Consider the following 25,973-nt stretch of genomic DNA (forward strand, 5'->3'; position numbering starts at 1 on the left):
CATGAGGATATCATTTTTATTAGTTGTTTTTTTTATAACTTTTGGGAGTTGTAAGGAGTCTTCAGAAGATTTAAATTCCGCAATTCCAAAAGAAAGAATATTTCTTATTAAAAATGTTGAAGTAAAAAAATCAGATCTTGTTTTAAATCCGTTAGAAGGTGTTTGGTATTATAATGATGAACCTTATAATGGGTATTCATTAAAATTTCATAAAAATAATACGCCTGAAGAAAAATTAGGTTTTTATAAAGGTAAAAGGGAAGGAGTTGCCAAAACGTGGTCGGCAAACGGAGTATTACGTATAGCTTCTAATTATAGTCAGAACAAATTAGTTGGTGATTATAAAAGTTACTGGGAAAATGGTAATGTTGCTTTGCATGTAAATTACGTAGATGGGAAAAAAGAAGGAGAAGAAAAACAATTTTATTCAAATGGAGAAATTTCTAAACTACGTTGGTTAGAACGTGGTAAGGAAAGTGGTTTACAGAAAGCATGGTTGCCAAACGGAAAACTTTATGTGAATTACGAAGCCAAAAATGGAAGAGTTTTTGGGTTAATGCGTGCTAATGCTTGTTATAAATTAGAAAATGAAAAAGTTGTTAAAAAGAAATAAGTTAACTTTAGTTTTGCTATCTCTGATGTTTATTACAATAAGCTGTAATGAAGTAAATAAGAATAAGGTAAAAGAAGAAGTTGAAGAAGTAAGTAGGGTAGATTACTTACCTTATTACAATGAAGAATCATTTACACCTCATTGGTTAGTGCCAGAAAGTGAGGAAGAGAAATTTTTTCATAAAATAAAAGATTTCAAATTAGTAAATCAGTTAGGCGAAACGGTAACGCAAGAAACATTTAAAGATAAGATTTATATTACAGATTTCTTTTTTACAAGCTGCCCAGGGATTTGCCCTCAAATGACTGGAAACATGTTTAGTTTGCAAGAGGAATTTAAAGAGGATGATGAGATCTTATTTCTGTCACACTCTGTGACGCCAACAAGAGATTCTGTACCTGTTTTAAAACAATATGCAGAAAAACATGGTGTAATAGATCATAAATGGCATTTGGTAACAGGTGCTAAATTTGATATTTATAATTTAGGGAGGTCTCAATATTTTATTGAAAATGATCTAGATGAACCTAAAAGTATAGATGACTTTTTACACACTGAAAACTTCTTACTTATAGATAAGAATAAACATATTAGAGGTATTTATAATGGTCTCAATAGAGCTTCTATGCAGCAGTTAATTATTGATGCAAAAGCATTAAAGGAAGAAGGTTAAAATGAATTAATTAGAATTGTTTATAAATTGTTTTTTTGAAAAGGCTTTACGATTATATCGTGAAGCTTTTCTATTTTTATAAAAAATTAAACTTAATGAGATTACTAATCATTTGCTTATTATTAATTGCTTTAGGAGCTTGTAAAGCTAAAATAACAGAAAAACCAAAAAGTTTTAATAACGTTGAAATTGTTCACTTGGTAGAAGACAGTACTTTGAATATAAGAGCCCTTGAAATTTTAGATTCCTTGGGTCCTATATACTTAACTTCTAAAGGAGAATTAGGAATGTTGTTTCAAAAAAAAGTTCTTCAATCAGTAGATTCTTTAGATACTAATCTAGTTCCATATTATAAGCTAAACCTAACTACAGATTCACTTCAACTTAATTTTAGAGCCTTAGCAGTTAATGAAAAGAATGGTTTCGGAATTACAGTAGGGAATCCTGCACTTTTATATAAGCTAAATGCAGATTTAGAAAAAAATAAAATAGTATATCAAGAAAATCATCCTAATGTTTTTTACGATGCTATGGATTTCTGGAATGAACAAGAAGGTATTGCTATTGGTGACCCAACAGACGGTTGTATGAGTATCATTATTACTAGAGATGGAGGAGAAAATTGGACAAAAATGAGTTGTAATTATTTGCCAAGTATTAAAGATGGTGAAGCTGCTTTTGCAGCAAGTGATACTAATATTGCCATTGTAGGAGATGAAACCTGGGTGGCTACAGGAGGTAAAACAAGTAGAGTAATGTACTCACCAGACAAAGGAATCACTTGGCGTGTTTTTGATACGCCTATTATTCAAGGAAAAGAAACAACAGGTATTTATTCTATTGATTTTTATGATGAAAATAATGGTTTTGCTATCGGAGGAGATTATACAAATCCCGAAGCAAATTCGGCTAACAAAATAAGAACGACAACAGGTGGAGTTACATGGCAGGTTGTTTCAGATAATGAAGGTCCTGGTTATAGAAGTTGTGTGCAATATATCCCTAATAGTGGGGGCAAGGAGTTAGTGGCTGTTGGCTTTAACGGAATTGATTACAGTGCAGATTCTGGTACTACATGGAAACACCTTAGTAATGAAGGGTTTTATACCATTAGATTCCTAAATGATTCTACAGCATATGCAGCGGGAAAGGGGAGAATTAGTAAATTAATTTTTACAGAATAAAAAAAAGGAAGCTATTACAGCTTCCTTTTTTTAATATATTAAGGGGTATTAATCTATATTAGTAGGGTTAATCGTTAGAATGGCGTTTTTTATATTCATCAAACATCTTTTGTCTGAAAGAATGTTCTGCTTGGTAGAGCTTAATTATTTTTTTAGCAGGAAGAATACTTAATAATTCTTTTAAGTATTTAGATTTCAAATCTGTCTTTTGTTTTTCAAATTTTTCAATATCAAGTAAAAGAGTTTTAGCTTCCGATTCAGAAAGATCATCAGAATTTTTTTCTTTACGTCTAGCGATAGACTTTTCTCTTAATTCATTTTCTGCATTTTCATTTGCATTATATATAGGCCAAAATTTTTGAGCTTCAGTTTTAGTGAAATCTAATTTTTCTGTAATATGAGCTATTTTTAATGTTTTAATTTTTTCTCTATCAAATTTTTGCGCAAATAAGCTTATAGAAAAAAGTAAGAATAGAATAACAGTAAATGTCATTCTGTTCTGTGAATTCAATAGGTGATTTTTATTTGAAATATTCATAGTGTATTATTCAAAAATTAGGTCTTCAGGTTCTATATTTTCAAAATATTGATCTAGTGTTTCTTCTGAAATGTTTAAATCAATAAAATCAGTTTCCGAAATGTCTTCAGTTACAAATAAAGATGCAAAATCTTCATTAGTATATTCTTCTTGGTATAGATAGCCTTCAATAATAGCAGTATCTAAGCTGTTAAATGAAATATTATTTTTAGTGTTAAATACTAAGCTAAAGAATAATAAAAAACTAGCAGCAATACCAGCAACATAATAAAATGAGCGTTTAGTTTTTAATGAGATAACAGGTGTTTCAGTATCCGTTTTAAGCTTTTCTAAAATAGTATTATCTACAGTATCAAAATAATCATTTGGTAACTCAAAACCAGGATTCTCTATACCTTTAAAAGTTTTTTTCTCTTTTAAACGGTCTAAAAAATTAGTTTCGAAAGACTCAAAATAATGATCCGGAGTCTTTAAACCTGTAGATTTAATATGATGTAAATTTTTATCTTTCATTTTATGCTGAACTTGTTTCAGTATATGTTCTACGCTTTTAGAAATTTCATTTATCTATTAGACTTCAAATTTCCTAAATGGTTTAATTTGAGGTTAAAAAAGCTTCAATTTTTTTAGCTGCAATATGATAAGAGGCTTTTAAAGCCCCTTCGCTAGTTTCTAAAATTTCGGCAATATCTTTATATTTTAAATCATCAAAATAGCGCATATTAAAGACTAACTGTTGCTTTTCCGGTAACGTCGCTATCGCTTTTTGTAATTTAAGTTGAATAGCATCACCTTCAAAATAAACATCAGCAGTCAGGTTATTAATAGCCTTGTCTTGATATTCTTCATTGGTAATTTGTAATCGTTTTGCATTTTTGTTTAATAATGTAATGGATTCGTTTGTTGCAATACGGTACATCCAAGAAAATAATTTACTTTCTCCTTTAAATTTATCTATGCTTCTATAGATTTTAATAAATGTGTTTTGAAGCGCATCATCTGCATCATCATGATTAAGAACAATTTTACGAATATGCCAATATAAGCGCTCTTTATAAAGTTGTAATAACTCTCTAAAGGCAGCTTCTTTAGACTCAGAGTCTTTTAGGCGTAATATGAAATCCGATTCGCTATTCAATTAATCTACTTTAGTATTTAGACTTCGTAATATATTAAAAGTTTAATGATGATCTAAAATAATTTATTTCATCTATTTTGCTTTTATTGATTTTCAGTGTTTTAAAATGTATTTCATCGATTAAATACATATAGTAACGATTAAATGTATTTTTTGTTGTGAGATAACTAATTTTATTATATGTTTGCCTCAGCTTAACCTAATAAGCGTTATCATAGCCCCAAATCTGATAACAAAGAAAAGGATGTATAATATATACATCCTTTTTTTATTTCTACTAAGTTTTTAATTTTAAATTGTTCAGTTTATTCAAAGCTTTGCATATCTACTAATTTTCTATAAACGCCATTTTTTGCAATAAGTTCACTATGTGTACCTTGTTCTGCAATTTCTCCTTTTTGCATTACTACAATAAAGTCCGCGTTTTGGATGGTAGATAGACGGTGAGCGATAACAATAGAAGTTCTATTCTTCATCATATTCTCTAAAGCATCTTGTACTAGTCTTTCACTTTCAGTATCTAAAGCTGAGGTTGCTTCATCTAAAATCATTATTGGTGGATTTTTAAGGACTGCTCTAGCAATGTTTATTCTTTGCTTTTGTCCTCCAGAAATTTTACCACCAGAATCTCCAATATTAGTATGAATACCTTCAGGTAAATCTTTTACAAATTCCCAAGCATTTGCAATTTTTAAAGCTTCTGTAATCTCTTCGTCACTAGCATCTTCTTTTCCTACTTTTAAATTATTAGCGACAGTATCGTTAAATAATATTGAGTCTTGATTAACTAAGCCTAAAAAGCCTCTTAAAGATCTTTTAGATAGATTTTTTATGTTTTCTCCATCAATATTAATGTGACCTTCATTAACATCGTAAAATCGAGTTACTAGATTTGCTATAGTACTTTTACCACTTCCAGATTGTCCAACAAGAGCTATAGATTTTCCTTTAGGAATTGTTAAGCTGAAGTTTTTTAAGACATAATGATCTTCATATTTAAATGAAATATTTTCAACAGTAATTTCCTTATCAAAAGTTTGTTTTTCGATAGGGTTTTCAATTTCTTTTATTTCATTCTCTGTTTCTAAAAACTCTAGGATTCTATTAGCGGCTCCATCTCCACGTTTTACACTATAGCTCGCTTTAGCTATTGCTTTTGCAGGTGTTAAAATGTTATAGGCTAATGTAATGTACCCCACAAAGAAACTTGCATCCATTGTTTTGTCTACAAAAACAAGATAGCCACCATAAACTAATAAAACACCAATAACTACAATTCCTAATAACTCACTTAAAGGAGATGCTAAGTTTTGTCTATTAAGTAGCTTGTTAGAATAATTATAATATCTGTTGTTACTGTCTTCAAATTTACGTGCAAACATTTTCTCTACGTTGAAGGCTTTTATAATTCTTAAACCTCCCATAGTTTCTTCTAAAACAGATAAAAATATCCCTTGTTCTTTCTGAACTTTTAGAGAGCCTTTCTTTAAGGATTTTCCGATTTTAGAGATTATAAAACCTGAAACAGGAATAAATACGAGAACAAATAGTGTAAGTTTAGGACTAAGAATAAGCATTGTAACTAGAGAGAATAATATTGTAAGCGGTTCTCTTACAATCATTTCTAGTATAGCTAAGAATGAATTTCTAACCTCGTTAACATCTGCACTTACTCTAGATATAGTATCTCCTTTTGACTTTTCTGAATAAAAAGCAAGTGGTAGTGTTACTATTTTATCGTAGAGTTTGTTTCTGATATCTTTTAACACCCCATTTCTTAAGAAAGTAATAAAATACATTGCGAGATAGTTAGAAATGTTTTTGAGTAAAAACATACTTATTATAACTCCGACCATCATCATTAGTACTTTAAAGTCTCCATATTTTTCAATATTATCGACTATAAAATAATTGAGATAATCTTCCCCGTAATTTTGTAATTTAAACCAACCTTGCCATATCGGTTTTGCTGTAACGACACGTTGATCACTAAAAATAACTTTAAATACAGGAATTAAAGCGATAAAAGAAAGTGTGCTAAAAAGCGCATATAAAATATTAAAGAAAATGTTTAAATACGCATACCTCTTGTAAGGTAGGGCAAAAGGTATGAGTTTTTTTATGTAATTCATCTACTGTAATTTCATGTCTACTAAAATAGCATCGATTCTGTCATCCAACAATTGCTCCGTTGTTTCAAAGTCTGCCGAATTGTCAAGATCTTTATTTACGCTGATATAGAATTTTATTTTAGGTTCTGTTCCACTTGGTCTTAAAGCTATTTTGCTTCCTTCTTCTGTATAATAAATTAAGACATTAGATTTAGGAATTTCAATCGCTGTTTCTTCATTAGTTTGAAGATTTTTTGAGATTGATAATTGGTAATCTTCAATTAAAACCACTTTTTCACCATTGATTTCTTTTAAAGGATTATTTCTTGCATCAACCATCATTTGCTTAATTTCTTGTGCACCTTCAATACCTTTTTTAGTTATAGATACTAAACGTTCTTTAAAGAAACCATGCTCAACATATAAGTCAATTAAGCTTTGGTACATTGTTTTACCTTCAGCTTTTGCTTGAGCTGCAATTTCGCAAGCTAATAGAGTAGAGGTAACCGCATCTTTATCGCGAACAAAATCGCCAACCATAAAACCAAAACTTTCTTCTCCACCACCAATGAAATCCATGGTTGGGAAATCTTTAATCATTTTAGCAATCCATTTAAAACCTGTAAGGCCTATTTTGCATTCCACATCATAAGCACTAGCTAAAACAGACATCATAGGAGTTGATACAATTGTAGAACCAACAAATTGGTTATCGTTGATTTTTCCTGAGTTTTTCCATTGTTTTAGTAGAAAATTCGTCATTAAAATCATCGTTTGGTTTCCGTTAAGAATTACCAATTCATTTTCTAAATTACGAACTACAACTCCTAAACGGTCACAATCAGGATCTGTTCCGATCACAATATCACCATCAACTTTTCCTGCAAGTTCCACTGCCATTTTTAAAGCTTCTGGTTCTTCAGGGTTAGGTGATACTACCGTTGGGAAATCTCCATTTGGTACACGTTGTTCTTCAACAATATTAACGTTGGTATAACCCGCACGTTTTAAAGTTTCAGGAATAGCTGTAATAGAGGTTCCATGTAAAGAGGTAAAAACAATGTTTAAGTTTTCTTTAGCTTCTTTTGAAGTATCAAAACTTCCATTTTTTATAGATGAATTGATAAAAACATCATCAACATCTTTACCTATATATTGAATTAAGCTGTCATTAGCTTCAAACTTAATTTCAGAATACTCTAATTTATTTATTTCTGCAATAACTCCAGAATCTTGAGGTGGCACTAATTGTCCGCCATCTTGCCAATATACTTTATAACCATTGTATTCTGGTGGATTGTGAGATGCTGTTAATACAATACCACAATGACAATTTAAATGTTTTAGTGCAAATGATAATTCTGGGGTTGGTCTTAAATCTTCAAATAAGAATACTTTAATTCCATTAGCAGAAAATACATCTGCAACCAATTTTCCAAATGTTTTACTATTGTGTCTACAATCAAAAGCAATTGCCACTTTTAATTCTTCACCAGGAAACGATTCTTGTAAATAGTTACTTAAACCTTGAGTGTTTTTACCTAATGTATATTTATTCATTCGGTTGGTCCCAAGGCCCATAATACCACGCATTCCACCTGTTCCAAATTCAAGATCTTTATAAAAACTTTCCTCTAATTCTTTCGGATTAGTAGCAATTAGGTTTTTTATTTCTTTTTGAGATTCTTCATCAAAAGTTGGTGTTAACCAAGAGTTAACACGTTCTAGTATTTCTGGTTTAATATGAATCATGAGTAAAATAGATTTATTTAGAGTAAAAATAATTGAGTAACAAAAATAAACAATATAACAATTTTAGAACGAGTTATCGCTTTATAATTGTGGTGTTCTGTGTAAATTTAATTCCTCTTTAATATAGTAACGTTGTTGGTTTTGTCGGTTGCTGCGTAAAACAAGTTCACCTAAAAAACCAGCAATAAATAATTGTGAACCAATAATCATTGTAGATAGTGCAATGTAGAATTGCGGACGATCTGTGATAAGTCTTCCTGTTGGGTTTAAAAATAATTTATCGATACCTAGATAAAATGCAAATCCGAAACCAATAAGTGTCATTATAACACCAAGGGCACCAAATAAGTGCATCGGTCTTTTTCCGAAATGAGAAACAAACCAAATCGTTATTAAATCTAAAAAACCGTTGATAAAACGATTCATTCCAAATTTAGTTTGGCCATATTTTCTAGCTTGATGAAGCACTACTTTCTCGCCAATTTTAATAAAACCTGCATTTTTTGCTAAGACAGGGATATAACGATGCATTTCTCCATAAACATCAACGTGTTTAACTACAGTATTACTGTAAGCTTTTAACCCACAATTAAAATCATTGAGTTGTACACCTGAGGTTTTTCTTGCCGCCCAGTTAAATAATTTTGAAGGTAGATTTTTAGAGATAAAAGAATCATATCGTTTCTTTTTCCAACCAGATACAAGATCTAAACCTTCTTTTTTAATCATTTTAAAAAGTTCGGGTATTTCTTCTGGGTTATCTTGTAAATCAGCATCCATGGTAATAACAACATCGCCTTCTGCTTTTGCAAAACCGGCATGTAAAGCTTGAGATTTCCCAAAGTTTTTTAGAAACCTTATGCCTTTTACATTTGGGTTTATTTCACCGAGTTCTGTTATTGTTTGCCAAGATTGGTCCGTACTACCATCGTCTATAAATAGTATTTCGTAAGAAAACTGATTAGACTGCATCACAGATACAATCCAATTGTGTAATTCTTTTAGGGATTCGTCCTCATTAAGTAGTGGTATAACTACTGATATATCCATAGAGTTTTGATGTAATTTCTGAACTTCAAAAGTAAAGAAATTAATTAAGCTTCGTTAGGGTCTTTACGTTTTGTAGCAAGAGCAACAATAAGGCCAATAACACTATAAGCAACAAGTTGATATGCGTTTGTTTTAATTGTATTTGCTAAAGAGAAAAAACTATCCTCTGCTTGCATTTGTTCCATAGCTTGGTCAACGGCTTCTTGTGGAGCTCCAAAATTAGACATCATTGCAATTTGAGAATTTATAATTTTTTCTTGAAGAATAACGGCTGCCTCAGGATCTACAATATTAAAAATAACAAAGCCAATAAGTGCAGGGATTAAAGTTCCGATTGCAATTGTGATAAAAAAAGCAGAAAAAGCTTCTTTAAAACTAATAAAGCCACCTAAAAGTTTTTTAGCATTTATAGAAGATATAATTCCAAAAACTATGACTAATAACATTTGAGTGATGCCGTACCACCATTGTGTAAACAAATCTAGATAAACAGCGTAACCTATAATTGTAAAAGAAGATATGATTAGAGCTAGATATAAACCGTAATTAATTGCTATAGATTTTAAAGATTTGTCCATTTTAAAATAAGTTTTTTAGTTTAATTATCTAGTTAGTATGCAAAGTTATAAATATGTTACATATATTTGTAAAATAAAATTTGTAAAAAAGATTGTAGGTTTGTGAAAAATAATTAAATTTGCACCTCGAAAAAATCGAATTTATTTAAAGCATTTAGTAATGAAAGCAGGAATACACCCAGAAAATTATAGAGTTGTAGCGTTTAAAGACATGTCAAATGAAGAGGTGTATTTAACGAAATCTACAGCAGACACAAGTGAAACTATCGATGTAGATGGTACTGAATACCCATTAGTAAAATTAGAGATCTCTAGAACATCTCACCCTTTTTACACTGGTAAATCTAAATTAGTAGATACAGCTGGTCGTATTGACAAGTTCAAAAACAAATATGCTAAGTTTAAAAAATAAACTTTGCTTACTAATACTACAAAAAAAAGCCTTTCTGTTATCAGAAAGGCTTTTTTATTTTATGCAATTAAGTTATTTTTGATATTATAATTAAGTCTGAATTTTAGATATTATCATCTAACATCAACTTCAAATTTTAAACATTCAATGAACTATATATTATTTGATGGTCCTTACCGCAATAATCTCTTACCTTTTACTTTTACAAAACCAGTAGCAGAATTAAGAATTGGTATTTTAACAATTCGTCAGAAATGGGAGTCTTATTTAGAATATACAACCACTACAGTTACTGAAGATTATTTATCAGACAAATATCCAATGGTAGAAATGGAAGAGAACATTATGATTAATGCTTCGTTTTTACCTAATCTAGAAGTTGTAGAAGTTGTAAAAAACTTAAAACATAATGAAGCTTTATTTAAAGACGAAGATGTTATTGCTTTTTTTGCAAAAGAAGGTGAAGAATTTTCTGATTTTTCAAATTTTGACGCCATTGAATTTAATGGCGATATCTTGAAGATTGAACATACTTGGGATATTTTCTCTAAGAATGGAGAAGCAATTATTGAAGATTTTAATTTAATTACAAAAGATAGGGAGTCAGAACCTATACCAGCAACAATAAACACAATTAACCCTGAAAACATATTTATAGAAAAAGGAGCAACCTTAAATTTTGCGACTTTAAATGCCAGTTCAGGACCAATTTACATAGGTAGAGATTCTGAAGTTATGGAGGGATCTATAGTTAGAGGACCTTTTGCACTTTGCCATGATGCGACTTTAAAAATGGTAAGTAAAATATATGGACCTACAACAGTTGGTCCGCATAGTAAAGTTGGTGGAGAGGTAAGTAATTCTGTTATTTCTGGGTATTCTAATAAAGGACATGATGGCTTTTTAGGGAATTCAGTTTTAGGAGAATGGTGTAATCTTGGTGCAGATACTAATAATAGTAATTTAAAAAACAACTATGCAGAAGTAAGGCTTTGGGATTACGAAACTGAAGGTTTTGCAAAAACAGGATTGCAATTTTGCGGCTTAATGATGGGAGATCATAGTAAATGTGGTATCAATACCATGTTTAACACAGGTACTGTTGTTGGTGTAAGTGCTAATATATTTGGAAGTGGTTTTCCTAGAAACTTTGTTCCTAGTTTTTCTTGGGGCGGAAGTAAAGGCTTTGTAACCTATAAAACCAATAAAGCTTTTGAGGTGGCAGAAGTTGTAATGAAACGACGTAAAATTGAGTTAACAGATCAAGATAGAGCTATTTTAGAACATGTTTTTGAAGAAACAAAACAATACAGAAGAGATTAAGACGATGTTGAAATTGAAATTTACACTACTAATTTTATTAGTTTTTAATTTTGGGTTTACTCAAAGCAAAGACGTAGAAGTTGAAAAACTAGAAATAAATACGAAGCTAGATCATTTTGCTCCTCGTGTTGTAGGAGATAAAATATTTTTTAGTTCGAATCTTATAACTAAAAGAGGTCGTGCTGTGAAAGATGATTTTGGTGGATTTTTGTATGATATATATGAAGGATCTATTGATGAAAAAGGTGAAATACAAAATGCGAAACCTATAGTTAAGACAGAATTAGGACGATTTAATATGTCTGCAGCGACCTACTCTAAAGACGGTAAATACATGTATTTTACCACAAATCAGGCAAGTAAAGGGAATAATAAATATAAGGGCGTTGAGACTTATAATTTGCAGATTCAGAGGGCTGAATATGTAGAAGGTAGTGGTTGGACTAATTTTACAACATTACCGTTTTGTGATCCTGATTTTAATTTTTTACACCCAGCATTAAGTCTTGATGAAACTACACTTTATTTTGTAGCAACTGTTAAAGGAACAAAAGGGAAGTCTGATTTATATAAGGTTTCTGTTAGCGACCATAAAACATATGGAGAAATTAGTAAATTAAGCGAAAAGATTAACTCATCACGTACCGAGATTTATCCTTTTGTTAGTGCAGATAATAAACTTTATTTCACGTCAGATAGACGTGGAGGTAAAGGTAGTTTAGATATTTATAGTTATGACTTAAGCTCTAAAAATGAGGAAGAAATACCAGTCTCTTTAGAAGAACCTATTAATAGTCCTGGAGACGATTTTTCATTTTTCTTAAATGATGATCTAACAACAGGTTATTTATCTTCTAGACGTTTAAAAGGAGAAGGTGGTGATGATTTGTACTATTTTTCAAAATTTTAAATTATAGATTTAATCTTTTTTTACGGATTTTAGCTCTAGAAGGTTAGTGGCGTTAATGCCTAAGCCATCGACGTTTTTTCTAGTGAATCTAACAACTTCATCATAGAATAAAGGAACTATTGGTGCAGAATCCATAATTAAAGAATCCATTTTTGTGTAAAGTGCTTTTCGTTTTTCTGAATTCGTTTCTAGATAAGCAGCTTCATACATTTTATCGAACTGAGTATTTTTAAAGTGTGTGTAATTTGGGCCGTTTGGCGCAAAATTCTTGCTGTAATATAAAGAAAGATAATTTTCAGCATCAGGATAATCGGCAATCCAACTCGCTCTAAAAAAGTCTACTTGGCCATTAGCTTTGGCGTCTTTAAGACTTGAGGGCGGAATGACATCAACATTCACTAATAATCCTGTTTTTTGAAGTTCTTGTTGAATAAATTCGCAAAAACTTAAATAATTACTAGTTGTTGTAAGTGTGATTTCAGGATTCTTGTTTCCTGTTTCATCTTTATATTCTGAAACTAATTGTTTTGCTAATTCAGGTTGGTAAGTAAATCCGATGGTTTCATCATAACCTGGTAATCCCTTTGGTATAAAGCCACCATTTGCAGGAATTCCGATCCCATTTCTTAAATACATCATCATTTTATCACGATCAAAACCTACATTAATTGCTTTTCTTAATTTTTTAGACTGAATGGTGTTGACTTCAGTTTCCATAAAAAAGCCTAAATATTCGGTGTTTAAATAAGGACCTCTGATCATTTTTACCTCCTTGGCATAATCAGGTCTTAACTGACCATCAGTTGTTAGGATTTCATCTTTATAAGAACCATCTAATCCTGAAACAAAATCAATGTTTCCTTGTGCAAATTGTAAAAATTCACTTTGCTTATCTGGTAAAAAGGTAATGGCTACGGCTTCTAGATAAGGTAATTGTTGACCTATAGAATCTGTTTCAAAATAATGATTGTTTCGTCTAAAAACTAGTTTTAAATTTTCTTCCCAACGTTTAAATTTAAAAGGACCAGTACCAATAGGGTGAGATCTAAAGTCATTACCATAATGTTCAACAATTTCTTTTGGGACAACAGAACAATATTTCATGGTTAATAAACCTAAAAATGCAGGAAAAGGTTGTTTCAATTTAATTTGAAATACAGAATCATTGATAGCAAAGAAATCTTCTACTTTGTTTAAAACCCAACTTCCTGGTGAAGCAATGGTTTTATCTCTTAGCCTATTGAAGCTATATTCAAAATCTGAAGCATTAACCTGTCTTGTAGAATCTTTTCCGAATAATTCATGTTTATGAAAAAACACATCATTTCTAAGATTAAAAGTATAAACCGTTGCACTATCTGAAATTGTACATGTTTTAGAAATAGAGGGTTGCACATTTAATTGGTCGTCCATTTGTACCAATCCGTTAAATAACTGATTGGTAGCCCAAATATCTGCTAAGTCTTTTGAAAAAGCAGGATCTAAAGAACCTATGTTTTTATGTTCGTTGTATCTAAATACTTCAGTCGTTAATTGTGGATTTTCATTAGAATCACATGAGAAAACTAATAAAAAAAGCGAACAATAGAGTAGACTATGGAATAAGGAGGGTGTGAATTTTAGCATATAACTTATATGTTGTAAATTTGCAAACTTGGTAAAAGTACAAGAATGAATCCAACTAAAAAAGTCGCATTTTACACACTAGGTTGTAAACTTAATTTTTCTGAAACTTCTACAATAGCGAGAAGCTTTAGTGAGGAAGGGTTCGATCGTGTGGATTTTAAAGAATCAGCGGATATATATGTTATTAATACCTGCTCGGTTACCGAAAATGCAGACAAACGATTTAAGTCTATTGTAAAACAAGCTCAGAAGGTAAATCCGGATGCTTTTGTTGCTGCAATTGGTTGCTATGCGCAGTTAAAACCTGAAGAATTAGCAGATGTAAATGGTGTAGATTTAGTTTTAGGAGCTACTGAAAAATTCAAAATCACAGATTACCTTAATGATTTAACTAAAAATGATTTTGGTGAAGTGCATTCTTGCGAAATAGAAGATGCTGATTTTTATGTTGGTAGTTATTCTATTGGAGATAGAACCAGAGCATTTTTAAAGGTTCAAGACGGTTGTGATTACAAATGTACTTATTGTACCATTCCTTTAGCTAGAGGGATTTCTCGTAGTGATACTATGACGAGTGTACTTAAAAATGCTAAAGAAATCTCAGAACAAGGGATCAAAGAAATTGTACTCACAGGTGTTAATATTGGTGATTACGGTAAAGGTGAGTTTGGGAATAAAAAACACGAACATACTTTTTTAGATTTAGTTAGAGAATTAGATAAAGTAGAAGGTATTGAGCGTTTAAGAATTTCTTCAATTGAACCTAATTTACTTAAGAATGAAACTATCGATTTGGTTTCGAAATCTAGAGCATTTGTACCTCATTTTCATGTGCCATTGCAGAGTGGAAGTAACCTTATTCTTAAAAAGATGAAGCGTCGCTACATGAAAGAATTATATGTAGACCGTGTCACTAAAATTAAAGAAGTGATGCCAGATGCTTGTATTGGTGTTGATGTTATTGTTGGTTTTCCTGGAGAAACTAACGAAATCTTTTTAGAGACTTATAATTTTTTAAACGATTTAGATATTTCTTATTTACATGTGTTTATGTATTCGGAACGAGATAATACAGAAGCAGCCGAAATGGATGATGTAATACCTAAGAATGTGAGAGCCAAGCGCAGTAAAATGTTAAGAGGTTTATCTGCAAAGAAACGTCGTGCTTTTTATGAAAATCAGTTAGACACTGACCGTACTGTTTTATTTGAAGGCGAAAATAAAGAAGGTTACATACATGGATTTACTGAAAACTATGTAAAAGTTAAAGCACCTTGGAATCCAGAATTGGTAAATACACTTCAAAAAGTCAGATTAACGAAGATAGATGAAGATGGTCTAGTTCGTTTTGATTTTCAACAAGATTTAGTTGCTAACTAACTGTGTTTTAATTTTTTTTATTAAAGTTTATTAATAATAAGATATTTCGTTTTACCTTTAAAAATTGTAAATTACTATAATGAAAAATACAATTAAGGCTTTTTTTATTCTTTGTTTAGCAATTGCTATGAGTGCTTGTACTAAAAGTGATAAGTCTAAAGCAATAGGTGTTTGGCAATTAACGACCCGCACAACAGATATTCCTTTTGATGTTAATAGTGATGGTGTGTTTAACACTAACTTAGTTGATGAAATAGATTGTAATGAAATAGAAACTTTAACTTTTGAAGAAAACGGAACTGTTTTTTCAGGAAACGAAGCTTCTGTTATAATGAAGTATTTTAAGACTGCTGACACTAATTCTTATGGTCTTAATATTGATTGTAATAAAGAAGGAATTATTAGTTTTGCTTCTAGTTATAATGAGATTGATGAGGATACAATTCAGGTTTCAGGTAGAAATTATGTAATTGACAATAATACAATGACAACTATATTTAAAGATGCGGTAAAAGTTTATAATGAAGATTTTACTGAAATTATAGAAACAAGAGATTTAAAGCTTGTTTATAAAAAATAAATAGCTAATTATTAGGCCATAAAAAACTCGAAACACTTAAGTTTCGAGTTTTTTTTTATATTAATTTTTCTTTTTTATATACGAATACCTACTGGAAGCATGCGTTTATATTTTCTGTTTCGTCTTACAAATTTTGCGATTTCAGGACTTGTTGGTACTACACTAATGTCTCTTTCTTTTATATTACTAAAAACTAAATCTATAAACTCTAATTCTAGTTCATCTGTTCTAATAGCCTCAGGAATAATCATTTTAGTTAAGAATATTTTGCGTTCCTGCAAAGAATATTCAATAATAGCCATCTCATTTTCAACGTTTAATTCAAATTGACGTAAAAAATCATTATCAATCAGTTCAGCAGTTTCTGTCATATTTGTTTAATTTTTTAATTAGCAGTTGGAGAGTAGATACTATATTTTATATAGTTTTGTAAAACAAAGATACGCATAAATGAACTATAAACCTATGTGTCTAGTGTTAAAAGCTTGCTGAGTAATGATTTATAGTAATGTATTTAGATTTCTTTAACAAAAATATTGTCTAAAGCTAAAACAGATGAAAACAGACCTTACACATGTTTATTTAATGCCAGGTATGGCAGCTAACCCTACAATATTTGAGTACATTAAATTACCTGAAGACCAATATGAAATTCATTGGTTAAAATGGCAAATTCCGGATAAAGAAGAAACGCTTCAAGAATATGCACAACGCATGTGTAATTTTATAAAGCATGATAATATTGTTTTGTTAGGAGTCTCTTTTGGAGGGATTTTAGTACAAGAGATGTGTAAATTAATAAAAGTTAAAAAGTTATTTGTAGTTTCTAGTGTAAAATCTCATAATGAGTTACCCAAGCGATTCAAGCTTCTTAAAGTTACTAAAGCTTATAAGATTCTTCCAACCCAATTGGTTAGTAATATAGATTTATTAGCAAAGTATGCCTTTGGAGAAACGGTGAAAAAACGTGTAGATTTGTATAAAAAGTACCTTTCCGTTAATGATAAAACTTATTTAGATTGGTCTATTAAGCAAGTGGTGTGTTGGGACCAAGAAGAGCCAAATACTCAGGCTATTTATATTCATGGCGATAAGGATATTGTTTTTCCTCATTCTTGTACCGGAAATTGTATCGTTATTAGTGGCGGAACTCACATAATGATCATTAATAAGTATAAATGGTTTAACGAAAATTTACCAAAACTTATAGAGTCTTGAATTGAATACTGATTGAAGAATGAGTATATTTATAAAAAAGAGTTAGAAAAATAAAAACATAATACAAGCATCTTGCAGACCTTTATTAATCAGCGAAATGATAATAAACTTAGTTCTTGTATTTAAAAATGAATCACATGAAAATCATAAAAAATAGTTTAGCATTAGTCGGTATCGTTTGTGTATCTGGCTTATTTATTTTTGCAATGCAAAAATCCCCAGAACCAGATAATGCATTATCTGATTATATGTTGGGTAAAGATGATCCTATTGTCAATAATTATAATGTATATGCCTTAGAAATGCCTGAAGATTTAAACTTTGCAGGTGAAGCTGTACCAATTAATGATCCGGATATTTATGAGCGTATGGATAGAGAATTATTGGTTAATACTTATTGGCAATCTAATGGCTTATTAATGTTTAAGCGTGCTAAAAAATATTTTCCAATTATAGAACCTATTTTGAAGAAAAATGGAATTCCAGATGATTTTAAATACTTAGCTGTAATTGAAAGTGGATTAATTAAAACTGCAAAATCACCTGCAGGTGCTAGTGGTATGTGGCAAATTATGGCAGCTACAGGTAAAGAGAACGGCTTAGAGGTTAATTCTAATGTAGATGAACGTTATAACATTGAAAAGGCAACAGAAGTAGCTTGTGATTATTTAAAGAAAGCTAAAGCTAATTTAGGATCTTGGACAAAAGCTGCAGCAGCATATAATGCAGGTAATGCTGGTGTTTCTAGACGATTAAAAGAACAAGATGTTACTGGTTATTACGATTTATTATTAGGAGAAGAAACAGGACGTTATGTGTTTAGAATTGTAGCTTTAAAAGAAATTCTTTCAAACCCTGATAAGTATGGATTCAACTTTAATAAATCACATTTATACAAAGAAGTACCAACTTATAAGGTAAAAGTAGATACGGCAGTAACTGATTTTGCACAGTTTGCTAAACAATTCGGAATCAACTATAAAATTCTAAAACTTCATAACCCTTGGTTAAGAGAACCGTTTTTAAATAATAAATCGAGAAAACTTTATGAAATAGAAATTCCTAAAGAAGGATATTATAATACACTTCCTTAAATTTTGGAATTTATAAAAAATCATATTTGGCAAATTTTAATTGTATTCAATTATGCACTTGCATTATCTGCAGTGGCAACAATTTTGCTTAAAAAATTAAACCCAACAAAGGCTTTAAGCTACATCATAGGATTGTTAGCTCTACCTTTTTTGGGTTTAATTGTATACTATCTTTTTGGGCAAGAATACCGAAAGACTAAAATATTCAGTAGAAAGAATGTTTTAAATCAGACGATTATAAAAAAGATTCAAGATCAATTAGAATTAGATACCAAAGAGATTAATGAGGTTGATGATTTACTTGATCAAAAATCAAAATTAATTCCTTTACTATATAATAGTGAAAAATCAAAACTCACTATTAATAATGAAGTAAAGCTTATAAAAAATGGTGACGATAAGTTTAAATTGCTTTTTAAAGATATAAAAGAAGCAAAAGATCATATTCATTTAGAGTATTTTGTAATACAAGATGACCAAATAGGTACGGAGTTATTAAATTTATTATGTGAAAAATCACGAGAAGGCTTAGAGATTAGAATTGTTATTGATGATGTAGGGAGTTCTATTTCTTCTAAAATGAAGCGAAAAATAAAAGATTGTGGTATTCAAATGCATTCTTTTATGCCTGTCTTATTTTCAAAATTCACAGGTCAGATGAACTATCGTGATCATCGAAAGATTACCGTTATTGATGGTAAAATAGGATATGTTGGCGGAATAAATGTATCGGATCATTATGTAAATGCAAATAACGATAGGTATTGGCGTGACACACATATTCGTTTAGTAGGCGAGGCTGTTAAACCTTTGCAGATTTTATTTTTTACAACTTGGGATTTTGTGTCAGATGATGGATTAGAAATATCTAAATCTTATTTCCCTGATCACGATTGTAAAGAAAACGTACCACTTCAAATTGCAGGAAGCGGTCCAGATACGGATTGGTCTAATATAATGGAAGCTATTTTCGTTGCCATTACAAATGCAGAAGATCATGTGTATATTACTACACCGTATTTTATTCCTAATAGCGAGATTCTTACGGCACTACAAGTTATTGCGAGAAGTAATATTGAAGTGAAAATTATAGTTCCTAAAACTTCGGATTCCTGGATAGCAGAATATGCTACTAATTCTTATTTAGAAATGCTTTTAGAGGCAGGAGTAGAAGTTTATCATTACACAAAAGGATTTGTGCATGCAAAAACAATGGTTGTAGATGGTGTTTTTAGTACGGTTGGTACTACTAATATGGATTATAGAAGTTTCAATATTAATTTTGAAGTCAATGCTTTAATTTATAGTAAAAAAATTAGTAGTGAATTAACAGCGTTTTTTAATGAAGATTTAAAAGATTGTGAAAAACTAGAATTACAATCTTGGAAAAAACGTTCTAAACGCACAAAAATTATTGAAGCGATAGCGCGTTTAATGGCTCCGTTATTATAATAATTTCTTCAATTTTATAATAATGAGTTAAAATTGAAAGCAAATTTAATTATATATAGTATATTTGCCGACTTAAAATAAATTATCAAGAATCTCAAAAGGAGATAGCAACCTGCATTAACAAGCAAGGTGCTAAAAGGATAAGCCAATACTTTGGAAAAAATGTTAATCTAATTTTTCTTTCTTATTTGCATTCTGTCTTCTTTTTAAGAAATAAAAGAATGAAGAAATTAAAAGAATCAGCACCAAACTTTACAGCATTAATTCCATTATTAGTTTTTGTAATTACCTTTTTAGGAATAGGTATTTATAAAGATGATTTTTATCTATTACCTGCGCCAATAGCAGTTATTGTTGGTATTGTCGTTGCCTTCTTGATCTTTAAACAATCTGTTAATGATAAGATAGCGATACTTTTAAAAGGTTGTGGAGATAATAAAATACTAACCATGTGTTTAATCTATTTGTTAGCAGGTGCTTTTGCTGCAATTACTAAATCTACAGGAAGTGTCGATGCTATTGTTAATCTGGGGATGGATTATATTGCTATTCAGTATATTTATTTAGGCATTTTTTTAATAGCAGCTTTTTTATCCATTTCAACAGGAACATCAGTAGGAGCTATTGTAACACTAGCTCCAATAGTAGTTGGCTTTTCAGGACATGGAGATATTTCTTTAGCTGTACTTTGTGGTGCTTTACTAGGTGGATCTATGTTTGGAGATAATTTATCCGTAATATCAGATACAACTATCGCTGCAACACAGTCTTTAGATTGTAAAATGAGTGATAAGTTTAAAGAAAATATTAAAATTGCACTTCCGGCAGCATTAATAACCTTGGTTATTTTAACAGTACAAGGTTTAGATTTAAGTTCTAATGTTTTAAATGATGTTCATTATGATTATTCAGTCATAAAAATTGTTCCTTATATATTAGTCATTATACTATCTGTAATAGGTGTAAATGTATTTGTAACGCTATTTTTTGGAATTATTTCAGCTATTGTATTAGGTGTTTTTGATGGCGATTTTACAGTAATGGAATCTACAAGAATTGCATATACAGGTTTTACAAATATGACAGAGATTTTCTTACTATCACTATTAACAGGTGGTTTAGCAGCTCTGGTAGAAAGAAATGGAGGTATAGACTATATTTTAAATAAAATAAAAATTCTTATTAAAAGTAAAAGGTCTGCTCAATTTGGTATTGCCGCTTTGGTGAGTACTATAAATATGGCGATTGCAAATAATACTGTATCTATAATTATATCGGGTTCTATTGCAAAAACAATAAATGATGAATATGGTTTAACGAATAGAAAAACAGCTTCAATCTTAGATATTTTTGCTTGTGTTATTCAGGGAATATTACCTTATGGAGCTCAGGTTTTAATGATTCTGAGCTTTTCTGAAGGTCAAATAGATTATATAGATTTAATACAAAACACGTGGTATTTGCTTATATTGTTTGTGACAACAATTTTATTAATAAGCTTTGAACCTTTGTTTGTTAAGAAAGTAAAGAAGTAAAAGAATTATCTTTTACTTCTTCTGTTTTGTCTAGATGATGTGGGTTGTCCGTACTGATGTTTAGGTATAGCAGAAGCTTTTTTCATTTGTTGCTTCATCATTTTAATTTGATCAGCTAACATATCACGTTTGTCTAATTTTTCTGCTTCAGCTAATAATTTTTGAGCTTCTGGTTTTTTACGTTTAGAAAAAGCAATTCCGGCTAAGTTTAATTTTGCCATCGCTAAATCATGATCCATAGATAAACCTAAATCAATAGCTTTTTTAAAATAACCTTCGGCTTCATTCATATTAGTCTGAGAAACCATAATACCATTTAAATAGTTTAAATAACCTTGTTGCTTTTTAACTAAGGCACCTTCAGGGTTCTTTATTTTGTCTAACCATTTTTTAGAACCTTCAAAATCTTGTTTTCTAAGCTTTAAGAAAGCTAATAAAATCATTTCATTTTTAAAGTAAAGGAAAATAAATATTGTAGACAGTAATAGGTACATAATACCGTTACCTATATAACCTTCAGTAAATTGATATATTCCATAACCAATGATTAATGCAGCTATGACTAATTTTATATTTTTATTAAACATATTTCTGTGTATTTTTACAGTGCGCAAAGATAATAAAATCTAAGAGTTAAAATTCTATTCAAAATTTTTCTTTTGGTATTTGCTAATGTAAAAAGTTGTTGTATATTTGCACGCAGTTTTGGGATAGCTCTCAAAAGATAAAATGATTATAAGATTTAAAATATAAGAAAATGCCAAAAAGAACGTTTCAACCGTCAAAAAGAAAAAGAAGAAACAAACATGGTTTCAGAGAGAGAATGGCTTCTGTTAACGGAAGAAAAGTTTTAGCACGTAGAAGAGCTAAAGGCAGAAAGAGGATCTCTGTATCTTCAGAAACAAGACATAAAAAATAATGATTAACAATTGTTAATATATTAGGGCGTTACTTAGGTGTAACGCCTTTTTTTATACCCTAGAGATACTTATTTTTGCACACCATAACAATTATTACACATGCCGAAGAACAAAAACATTAAATCGATATTACTTATAGGATCTGGTCCAATCGTTATAGGACAAGCTTGTGAATTTGATTATTCAGGATCTCAAGCACTTAGATCGCTAAGAGAAGATGGAATTGAAACAATTCTTATCAATTCTAATCCTGCAACAATAATGACAGATCCAACGATGGCGGATCATGTTTATCTGTTGCCATTAACAACAAAATCGTTAATTCAGATATTAAAAGAACATCCGCATATAGATGCTGTTTTACCTACAATGGGAGGACAAACGGCTCTTAATCTTTGTATTGAAGCTGATGAAAAAGGGATTTGGGAAGATTTTGATGTAGATATTATAGGTGTAGATATCGATGCTATAAATATTACTGAGGATAGAGAACAATTTAGAGAATTAATGCTGAAAATTGGTGTCGGTATGGCGCCTCAAGCTACGGCAACATCTTACCTTAAGGGGAAAGAAATTGCACAAGAGTTTGGTTTTCCTTTAGTTATTAGAGCGTCTTATACATTAGGAGGTGAAGGTGCTTCTTTTGTACATAAAGAAGAAGATTTTGATAAATTATTAACGCGTGGATTAGAAGTATCTCCAATTCATGAAGTTATGATTGATAAAGCTTTAATTGGCTGGAAAGAATACGAATTAGAGCTACTTAGAGATAAAAATGATAATGTTGTAATTATCTGTACTATCGAGAATATGGACCCTATGGGAATCCATACAGGTGATTCTATTACGGTAGCACCAGCAATGACTTTATCTGATAAAACATACCAAAAAATGCGTGATATGGCAATCCATATGATGCGTAGTATTGGTGATTTTGCAGGTGGATGTAACGTTCAGTTTGCAGTAAGTCCTGATGATGAAGAGAATATAATTGCAATTGAAATTAATCCTCGTGTATCTCGTTCATCAGCATTAGCAAGTAAAGCAACAGGTTATCCTATTGCAAAAATTGCAGCAAAATTAGCCATTGGTTATAATTTAGATGAATTACATAACCAAATTACAAAATCTACTTCTGCCTTATTTGAACCAACGTTAGATTACGTTGTTGTTAAGATTCCACGTTGGAATTTCGATAAATTTGAAGGATCAGACAGAACTTTAGGTTTACAAATGAAAGCTGTAGGAGAGGTGATGGCTATTGGTCGTTCTTTCCAAGAAGCGCTACATAAAGCAACTCAATCTTTAGAGATTAAGAGAAATGGTTTAGGTGCAGATGGTAAAGGTTACACAGATTACGATACAGTAATAGAGAAATTGACTTTTGCAAGTTGGGATCGTGTTTTTGTAATTTACGATGCCATCGCTATGGGAATTCCTTTAAGTCGTATTCATGCTATTACTAAAATTGACATGTGGTATTTACGTCAGTATGAAGAATTATTTGAACTTCAGAAGGAGATTTCAACTTATACAATTGATACTTTAGGTCGCGAATTATTATTAGAAGCGAAACAAAAAGGTTATGGTGATAGACAAATAGCCCACATGTTAGGCTGTTTAGAAAGTGCCGTTTATAATAAACGTAGCGAGTTAAAGATAAATCGTGTATTTAAATTGGTAGATACTTGTGCTGCTGAGTTTAAAGCACAGACGCCATACTATTATTCAACATTCGAAAGCGAAGTAGAAACAGCTGATGGTGAAGTTTACGTTCAAAACGAAAGTGTTGTTACTGATAAAAAGAAAATTATAGTTTTAGGTTCAGGTCCAAACCGTATTGGTCAAGGAATTGAATTTGATTACTGTTGTGTGCATGGTGTTTTAGCTGCGGCAGAATGTGGTTACGAAACGATCATGATTAATTGTAATCCTGAAACGGTTTCTACAGATTTTGATATTGCTGATAAATTATATTTTGAACCTGTATTCTGGGAGCACATCTACGATATTATTCAACATGAAAAACCAGAAGGTGTCATTGTACAATTAGGTGGACAAACCGCATTGAAACTGGCAGAGAAATTAGAGAAATGGGGCGTTAAGATTATGGGAACTAGCTTTAAAGCTTTAGATTTAGCTGAAGATAGAGGTAGTTTTTCTAACATATTAAAAGAACACAATATTCCATATCCAGAATTTGCAGTTGCTGAGACTGCAGATGAAGCTTTAGCAATCGCTGATGTTTTAGATTTCCCTATTTTAGTAAGACCTTCTTATGTTCTTGGTGGACAAGGAATGAAGATTGTTATTAATAAAAAAGATCTTGAAGAACACGTAGTTGGATTATTGAAATCTATACCAGGAAATAAATTATTATTAGATCATTATTTAGATGGCGCTATTGAAGCTGAAGCAGATGCAATCTGTGATGGCGAAAATGTTTACATCATTGGTATTATGGAGCATATTGAGCCATGTGGAGTACACTCTGGTGATAGTAACGCAACGTTACCTCCGTTTAATTTAGGTGAATTTGTATTACAACAAATTAAAGATCATACTAAAACAATTGCTTTAGCTTTAAATACTGTTGGTTTAATTAACGTACAATTTGCGGTAAAAGATGATATTGTATATATTATTGAAGCTAACCCAAGAGCATCTCGTACGGTTCCTTTTATTGCAAAAGCGTATAAAGAACCTTATGTAAATTATGCTACAAAAGTGATGTTAGGTGAGAAAAAAGTAACTGATTTTGATTTCAATCCTCAATTAGAAGGATATGCAATTAAGCAACCGGTATTTTCATTTAATAAGTTCCCTAATGTAAATAAACAATTAGGACCTGAAATGAAAAGTACAGGTGAAAGTATCTTATTTATAGATAGTTTAAAGGACGATCAGTTTTATGATTTATATGCAAGAAGAAAAATGTATTTAAGTAAATAATGGCACGGTTTTCGATTAAGTGTAATTGTTATTTATTAATAATGACTAACTTAGTCCTTTAATCCCTACTTATTATGAAGCAAAAATTACTTATTTTATTATTTTTTATATCAGCATATTCTTTTGCTCAGGTATCTTCTGTTCAAATTGAAGAGTTTACGATATCTCCTAATCCTGCAAAAAGCAGTCTTAATATTACATTGTCAGATACTAATGATGATTTAAAATTAGAAGTTTTTGATGTTTTAGGAAAGCGAATATATAAAGGTGTAATCACTAAATTAGAGTCTTCAGTAAATGTCTCTAATTGGAAAAAAGGCGTCTATTTAGTTAGAGTCTCTGATGATAAAAAGACACAAACAAAGCGGTTTATAAAACAATAGTTTTAGAAACTGAAACAAAATAGAATACCAAATTCTTTTAAAGTTGATTTAATTAACTTTTTATAGAATTTGGTATTTTTTTATGAAGTATAATGTCTTAAATAGTAACTGCTAAATTGGCAGCGCGAGAATTGTATATATATTAAATTCCGAATCGATAGAATTTCTTTTTTTCTGAATTTATAGCTTTAAAAGAAAACTTAATTCAATATAAAATGGCTTTTATCTAAGCACCAATTTTTTAACAACTTCCTTTCTTAGTGACTCATTAAGCATTTTTACAATCTTTTCTGTTCCATAACTTAATTCTTCACGCAGTACGCTAGAGCTAAGTTGTACATAGAGTGTATCGTGTTTTAACTCTATGGCAGTCGTGTAATTATTAACACCATTTCCCATAAGGTTTGCCCATGCTTCTCGTACATCTACTTTATCTAAACCAGATTGTAAATTATTGGTTTTTACAAATTCTTTAAGAACGTCTTGTATAGTTTGATTGTCGTTATTGCGTTTTGCCATGTTCATTTACCTCTAATGAGGCGTCTCTTTTA

General features: G+C 30.6%; 26 protein-coding genes and 1 riboswitch. Of the genes, 15 read left to right on the forward strand and 11 right to left on the reverse strand.

Going from position 1 to position 25,973, the window contains the following annotated elements:
* The first annotated feature begins 1 nt into the window (after position 1).
* From HSX10_RS02995 to HSX10_RS03005, 3 genes are all read left to right on the forward strand, one after another.
* Positions 2-613, forward strand: coding sequence for a toxin-antitoxin system YwqK family antitoxin (locus HSX10_RS02995; RefSeq protein ID WP_173586725.1), 612 nt, complete (start codon positions 2-4; stop codon positions 611-613).
* On the forward strand, positions 588-1,286 hold the full coding sequence (locus tag HSX10_RS03000; protein WP_173586726.1) for an SCO family protein: 699 nt from the start codon (positions 588-590) through the stop codon (positions 1,284-1,286). Before HSX10_RS02995 ends, HSX10_RS03000 begins: the two co-directional genes overlap by 26 nt.
* A gap of 95 nt (positions 1,287-1,381) precedes the next feature.
* Positions 1,382-2,470: a WD40/YVTN/BNR-like repeat-containing protein gene (locus tag HSX10_RS03005; protein WP_173586727.1), complete on the forward strand. Its 1,089-nt coding sequence runs from the start codon at positions 1,382-1,384 to the stop codon at positions 2,468-2,470.
* A gap of 67 nt (positions 2,471-2,537) precedes the next feature.
* Here the strand turns inward: HSX10_RS03005 and HSX10_RS03010 are convergent, their stop codons facing one another.
* The 7 genes from HSX10_RS03010 to HSX10_RS03040 form a co-directional block, all read right to left on the reverse strand.
* Positions 2,538-3,008 (reverse strand): sensor of ECF-type sigma factor, encoded by a 471-nt coding sequence (locus HSX10_RS03010; protein WP_173586728.1) that lies wholly within the window; start codon positions 3,006-3,008, stop codon positions 2,538-2,540.
* Between the two features lie 6 nt (positions 3,009-3,014).
* A complete protein-coding gene (locus tag HSX10_RS03015) occupies positions 3,015-3,521 on the reverse strand; it encodes a hypothetical protein (RefSeq protein ID WP_173586729.1) in 507 nt (168 codons plus the stop codon).
* 82 nt (positions 3,522-3,603) lie between these two features.
* Complete coding sequence (locus tag HSX10_RS03020) at positions 3,604-4,146, reverse strand: RNA polymerase sigma factor (RefSeq protein WP_173586730.1); 543 nt, start codon at positions 4,144-4,146, stop codon at positions 3,604-3,606.
* 305 nt (positions 4,147-4,451) lie between these two features.
* A complete protein-coding gene (locus tag HSX10_RS03025) occupies positions 4,452-6,278 on the reverse strand; it encodes an ABC transporter ATP-binding protein (protein WP_173586731.1) in 1,827 nt (608 codons plus the stop codon).
* Entirely contained in the window at positions 6,279-8,009 is a 1,731-nt protein-coding gene (locus tag HSX10_RS03030; protein WP_173586732.1) for a phospho-sugar mutase, read from the reverse strand.
* Between the two features lie 81 nt (positions 8,010-8,090).
* Positions 8,091-9,059 (reverse strand): glycosyltransferase family 2 protein, encoded by a 969-nt coding sequence (locus HSX10_RS03035; protein ID WP_173586733.1) that lies wholly within the window; start codon positions 9,057-9,059, stop codon positions 8,091-8,093.
* Positions 9,060-9,103: 44 nt separating this feature from the next.
* Complete coding sequence (locus HSX10_RS03040; RefSeq protein ID WP_173586734.1) at positions 9,104-9,637, reverse strand: DUF4199 domain-containing protein; 534 nt, start codon at positions 9,635-9,637, stop codon at positions 9,104-9,106.
* A 160-nt stretch (positions 9,638-9,797) separates the two neighbouring features.
* On the opposite strand from HSX10_RS03040, the gene HSX10_RS03045 reads away from it, so the two are divergent.
* From HSX10_RS03045 to HSX10_RS03055, 3 genes are all read left to right on the forward strand, one after another.
* Positions 9,798-10,049 carry a type B 50S ribosomal protein L31 gene (locus HSX10_RS03045; RefSeq protein ID WP_092467308.1) on the forward strand — a complete coding sequence of 84 codons (252 nt, stop codon included), beginning with the start codon at positions 9,798-9,800 and terminating at the stop codon, positions 10,047-10,049.
* 147 nt (positions 10,050-10,196) lie between these two features.
* Entirely contained in the window at positions 10,197-11,372 is a 1,176-nt protein-coding gene (locus tag HSX10_RS03050) for a GlmU family protein (RefSeq protein ID WP_173586735.1), read from the forward strand.
* The gene (locus tag HSX10_RS03055) at positions 11,341-12,282 is read left to right on the forward strand and encodes a TolB family protein (protein WP_173586736.1); all 942 of its coding nucleotides are present in this window, start codon (positions 11,341-11,343) and stop codon (positions 12,280-12,282) included. The genes HSX10_RS03050 and HSX10_RS03055 overlap by 32 nt, the downstream gene beginning before the upstream one ends.
* A gap of 9 nt (positions 12,283-12,291) precedes the next feature.
* Here the strand turns inward: HSX10_RS03055 and HSX10_RS03060 are convergent, their stop codons facing one another.
* Positions 12,292-13,908 carry an ABC transporter substrate-binding protein gene (locus HSX10_RS03060; RefSeq protein WP_173586737.1) on the reverse strand — a complete coding sequence of 539 codons (1,617 nt, stop codon included), beginning with the start codon at positions 13,906-13,908 and terminating at the stop codon, positions 12,292-12,294.
* Positions 13,909-13,953: 45 nt separating this feature from the next.
* Between HSX10_RS03060 and mtaB the strand changes: the two genes are divergently transcribed.
* Together mtaB and HSX10_RS03070 are read left to right on the forward strand one after the other, a co-directional pair.
* Entirely contained in the window at positions 13,954-15,288 is a 1,335-nt protein-coding gene (mtaB, locus tag HSX10_RS03065) for a tRNA (N(6)-L-threonylcarbamoyladenosine(37)-C(2))-methylthiotransferase MtaB (protein WP_173586738.1), read from the forward strand.
* Between the two features lie 79 nt (positions 15,289-15,367).
* On the forward strand, positions 15,368-15,868 hold the full coding sequence (locus HSX10_RS03070; RefSeq protein ID WP_173586739.1) for a hypothetical protein: 501 nt from the start codon (positions 15,368-15,370) through the stop codon (positions 15,866-15,868).
* 74 nt (positions 15,869-15,942) lie between these two features.
* Here HSX10_RS03070 and HSX10_RS03075 read toward each other — a convergent pair whose 3' ends face one another.
* Positions 15,943-16,239 (reverse strand): N-acetyltransferase, encoded by a 297-nt coding sequence (locus HSX10_RS03075; RefSeq protein ID WP_173586740.1) that lies wholly within the window; start codon positions 16,237-16,239, stop codon positions 15,943-15,945.
* Positions 16,240-16,423: 184 nt separating this feature from the next.
* Between HSX10_RS03075 and HSX10_RS03080 the strand changes: the two genes are divergently transcribed.
* The 4 genes from HSX10_RS03080 to HSX10_RS03095 all read left to right on the forward strand — a co-directional run bounded on the left by HSX10_RS03080 (position 16,424) and on the right by HSX10_RS03095 (position 21,167).
* Positions 16,424-17,086, forward strand: coding sequence for an alpha/beta hydrolase (locus HSX10_RS03080; RefSeq protein WP_173586741.1), 663 nt, complete (start codon positions 16,424-16,426; stop codon positions 17,084-17,086).
* Positions 17,087-17,223: 137 nt separating this feature from the next.
* Positions 17,224-18,180, forward strand: a complete 957-nt coding sequence (locus HSX10_RS03085) for a lytic transglycosylase domain-containing protein (protein ID WP_173586742.1) — start codon at positions 17,224-17,226, stop codon at positions 18,178-18,180.
* Between the two features lie 3 nt (positions 18,181-18,183).
* Positions 18,184-19,632 (forward strand): cardiolipin synthase, encoded by a 1,449-nt coding sequence (gene cls, locus HSX10_RS03090; protein ID WP_217363222.1) that lies wholly within the window; start codon positions 18,184-18,186, stop codon positions 19,630-19,632.
* Positions 19,633-19,709: 77 nt separating this feature from the next.
* Positions 19,710-19,805: riboswitch (SAM-I-IV-variant riboswitch) on the forward strand.
* A 48-nt stretch (positions 19,806-19,853) separates the two neighbouring features.
* Entirely contained in the window at positions 19,854-21,167 is a 1,314-nt protein-coding gene (locus HSX10_RS03095; protein ID WP_173586743.1) for a Na+/H+ antiporter NhaC family protein, read from the forward strand.
* A 5-nt stretch (positions 21,168-21,172) separates the two neighbouring features.
* Here the strand turns inward: HSX10_RS03095 and HSX10_RS03100 are convergent, their stop codons facing one another.
* Positions 21,173-21,754, reverse strand: coding sequence for a tetratricopeptide repeat protein (locus HSX10_RS03100; RefSeq protein WP_173586744.1), 582 nt, complete (start codon positions 21,752-21,754; stop codon positions 21,173-21,175).
* 170 nt (positions 21,755-21,924) lie between these two features.
* Between HSX10_RS03100 and rpmH the strand changes: the two genes are divergently transcribed.
* The 3 genes from rpmH to HSX10_RS03115 all read left to right on the forward strand — a co-directional run bounded on the left by rpmH (position 21,925) and on the right by HSX10_RS03115 (position 25,422).
* On the forward strand, positions 21,925-22,086 hold the full coding sequence (gene rpmH, locus HSX10_RS03105; protein WP_173586745.1) for a 50S ribosomal protein L34: 162 nt from the start codon (positions 21,925-21,927) through the stop codon (positions 22,084-22,086).
* Between the two features lie 100 nt (positions 22,087-22,186).
* The gene (gene carB / locus HSX10_RS03110; protein WP_173586746.1) at positions 22,187-25,039 is read left to right on the forward strand and encodes a carbamoyl-phosphate synthase large subunit; all 2,853 of its coding nucleotides are present in this window, start codon (positions 22,187-22,189) and stop codon (positions 25,037-25,039) included.
* Positions 25,040-25,113: 74 nt separating this feature from the next.
* A complete protein-coding gene (locus HSX10_RS03115) occupies positions 25,114-25,422 on the forward strand; it encodes a T9SS type A sorting domain-containing protein (protein ID WP_173586747.1) in 309 nt (102 codons plus the stop codon).
* 222 nt (positions 25,423-25,644) lie between these two features.
* On the opposite strand, the gene HSX10_RS03120 is transcribed toward HSX10_RS03115, so the two are convergent.
* Entirely contained in the window at positions 25,645-25,941 is a 297-nt protein-coding gene (locus tag HSX10_RS03120; protein ID WP_173586748.1) for a DciA family protein, read from the reverse strand.
* Positions 25,942-25,973 lie beyond the last annotated feature (32 nt).

This window comes from Winogradskyella undariae (assembly GCF_013285155.1).
GTDB classification, from domain to species: Bacteria; Bacteroidota; Bacteroidia; order Flavobacteriales; family Flavobacteriaceae; genus Winogradskyella; species Winogradskyella undariae.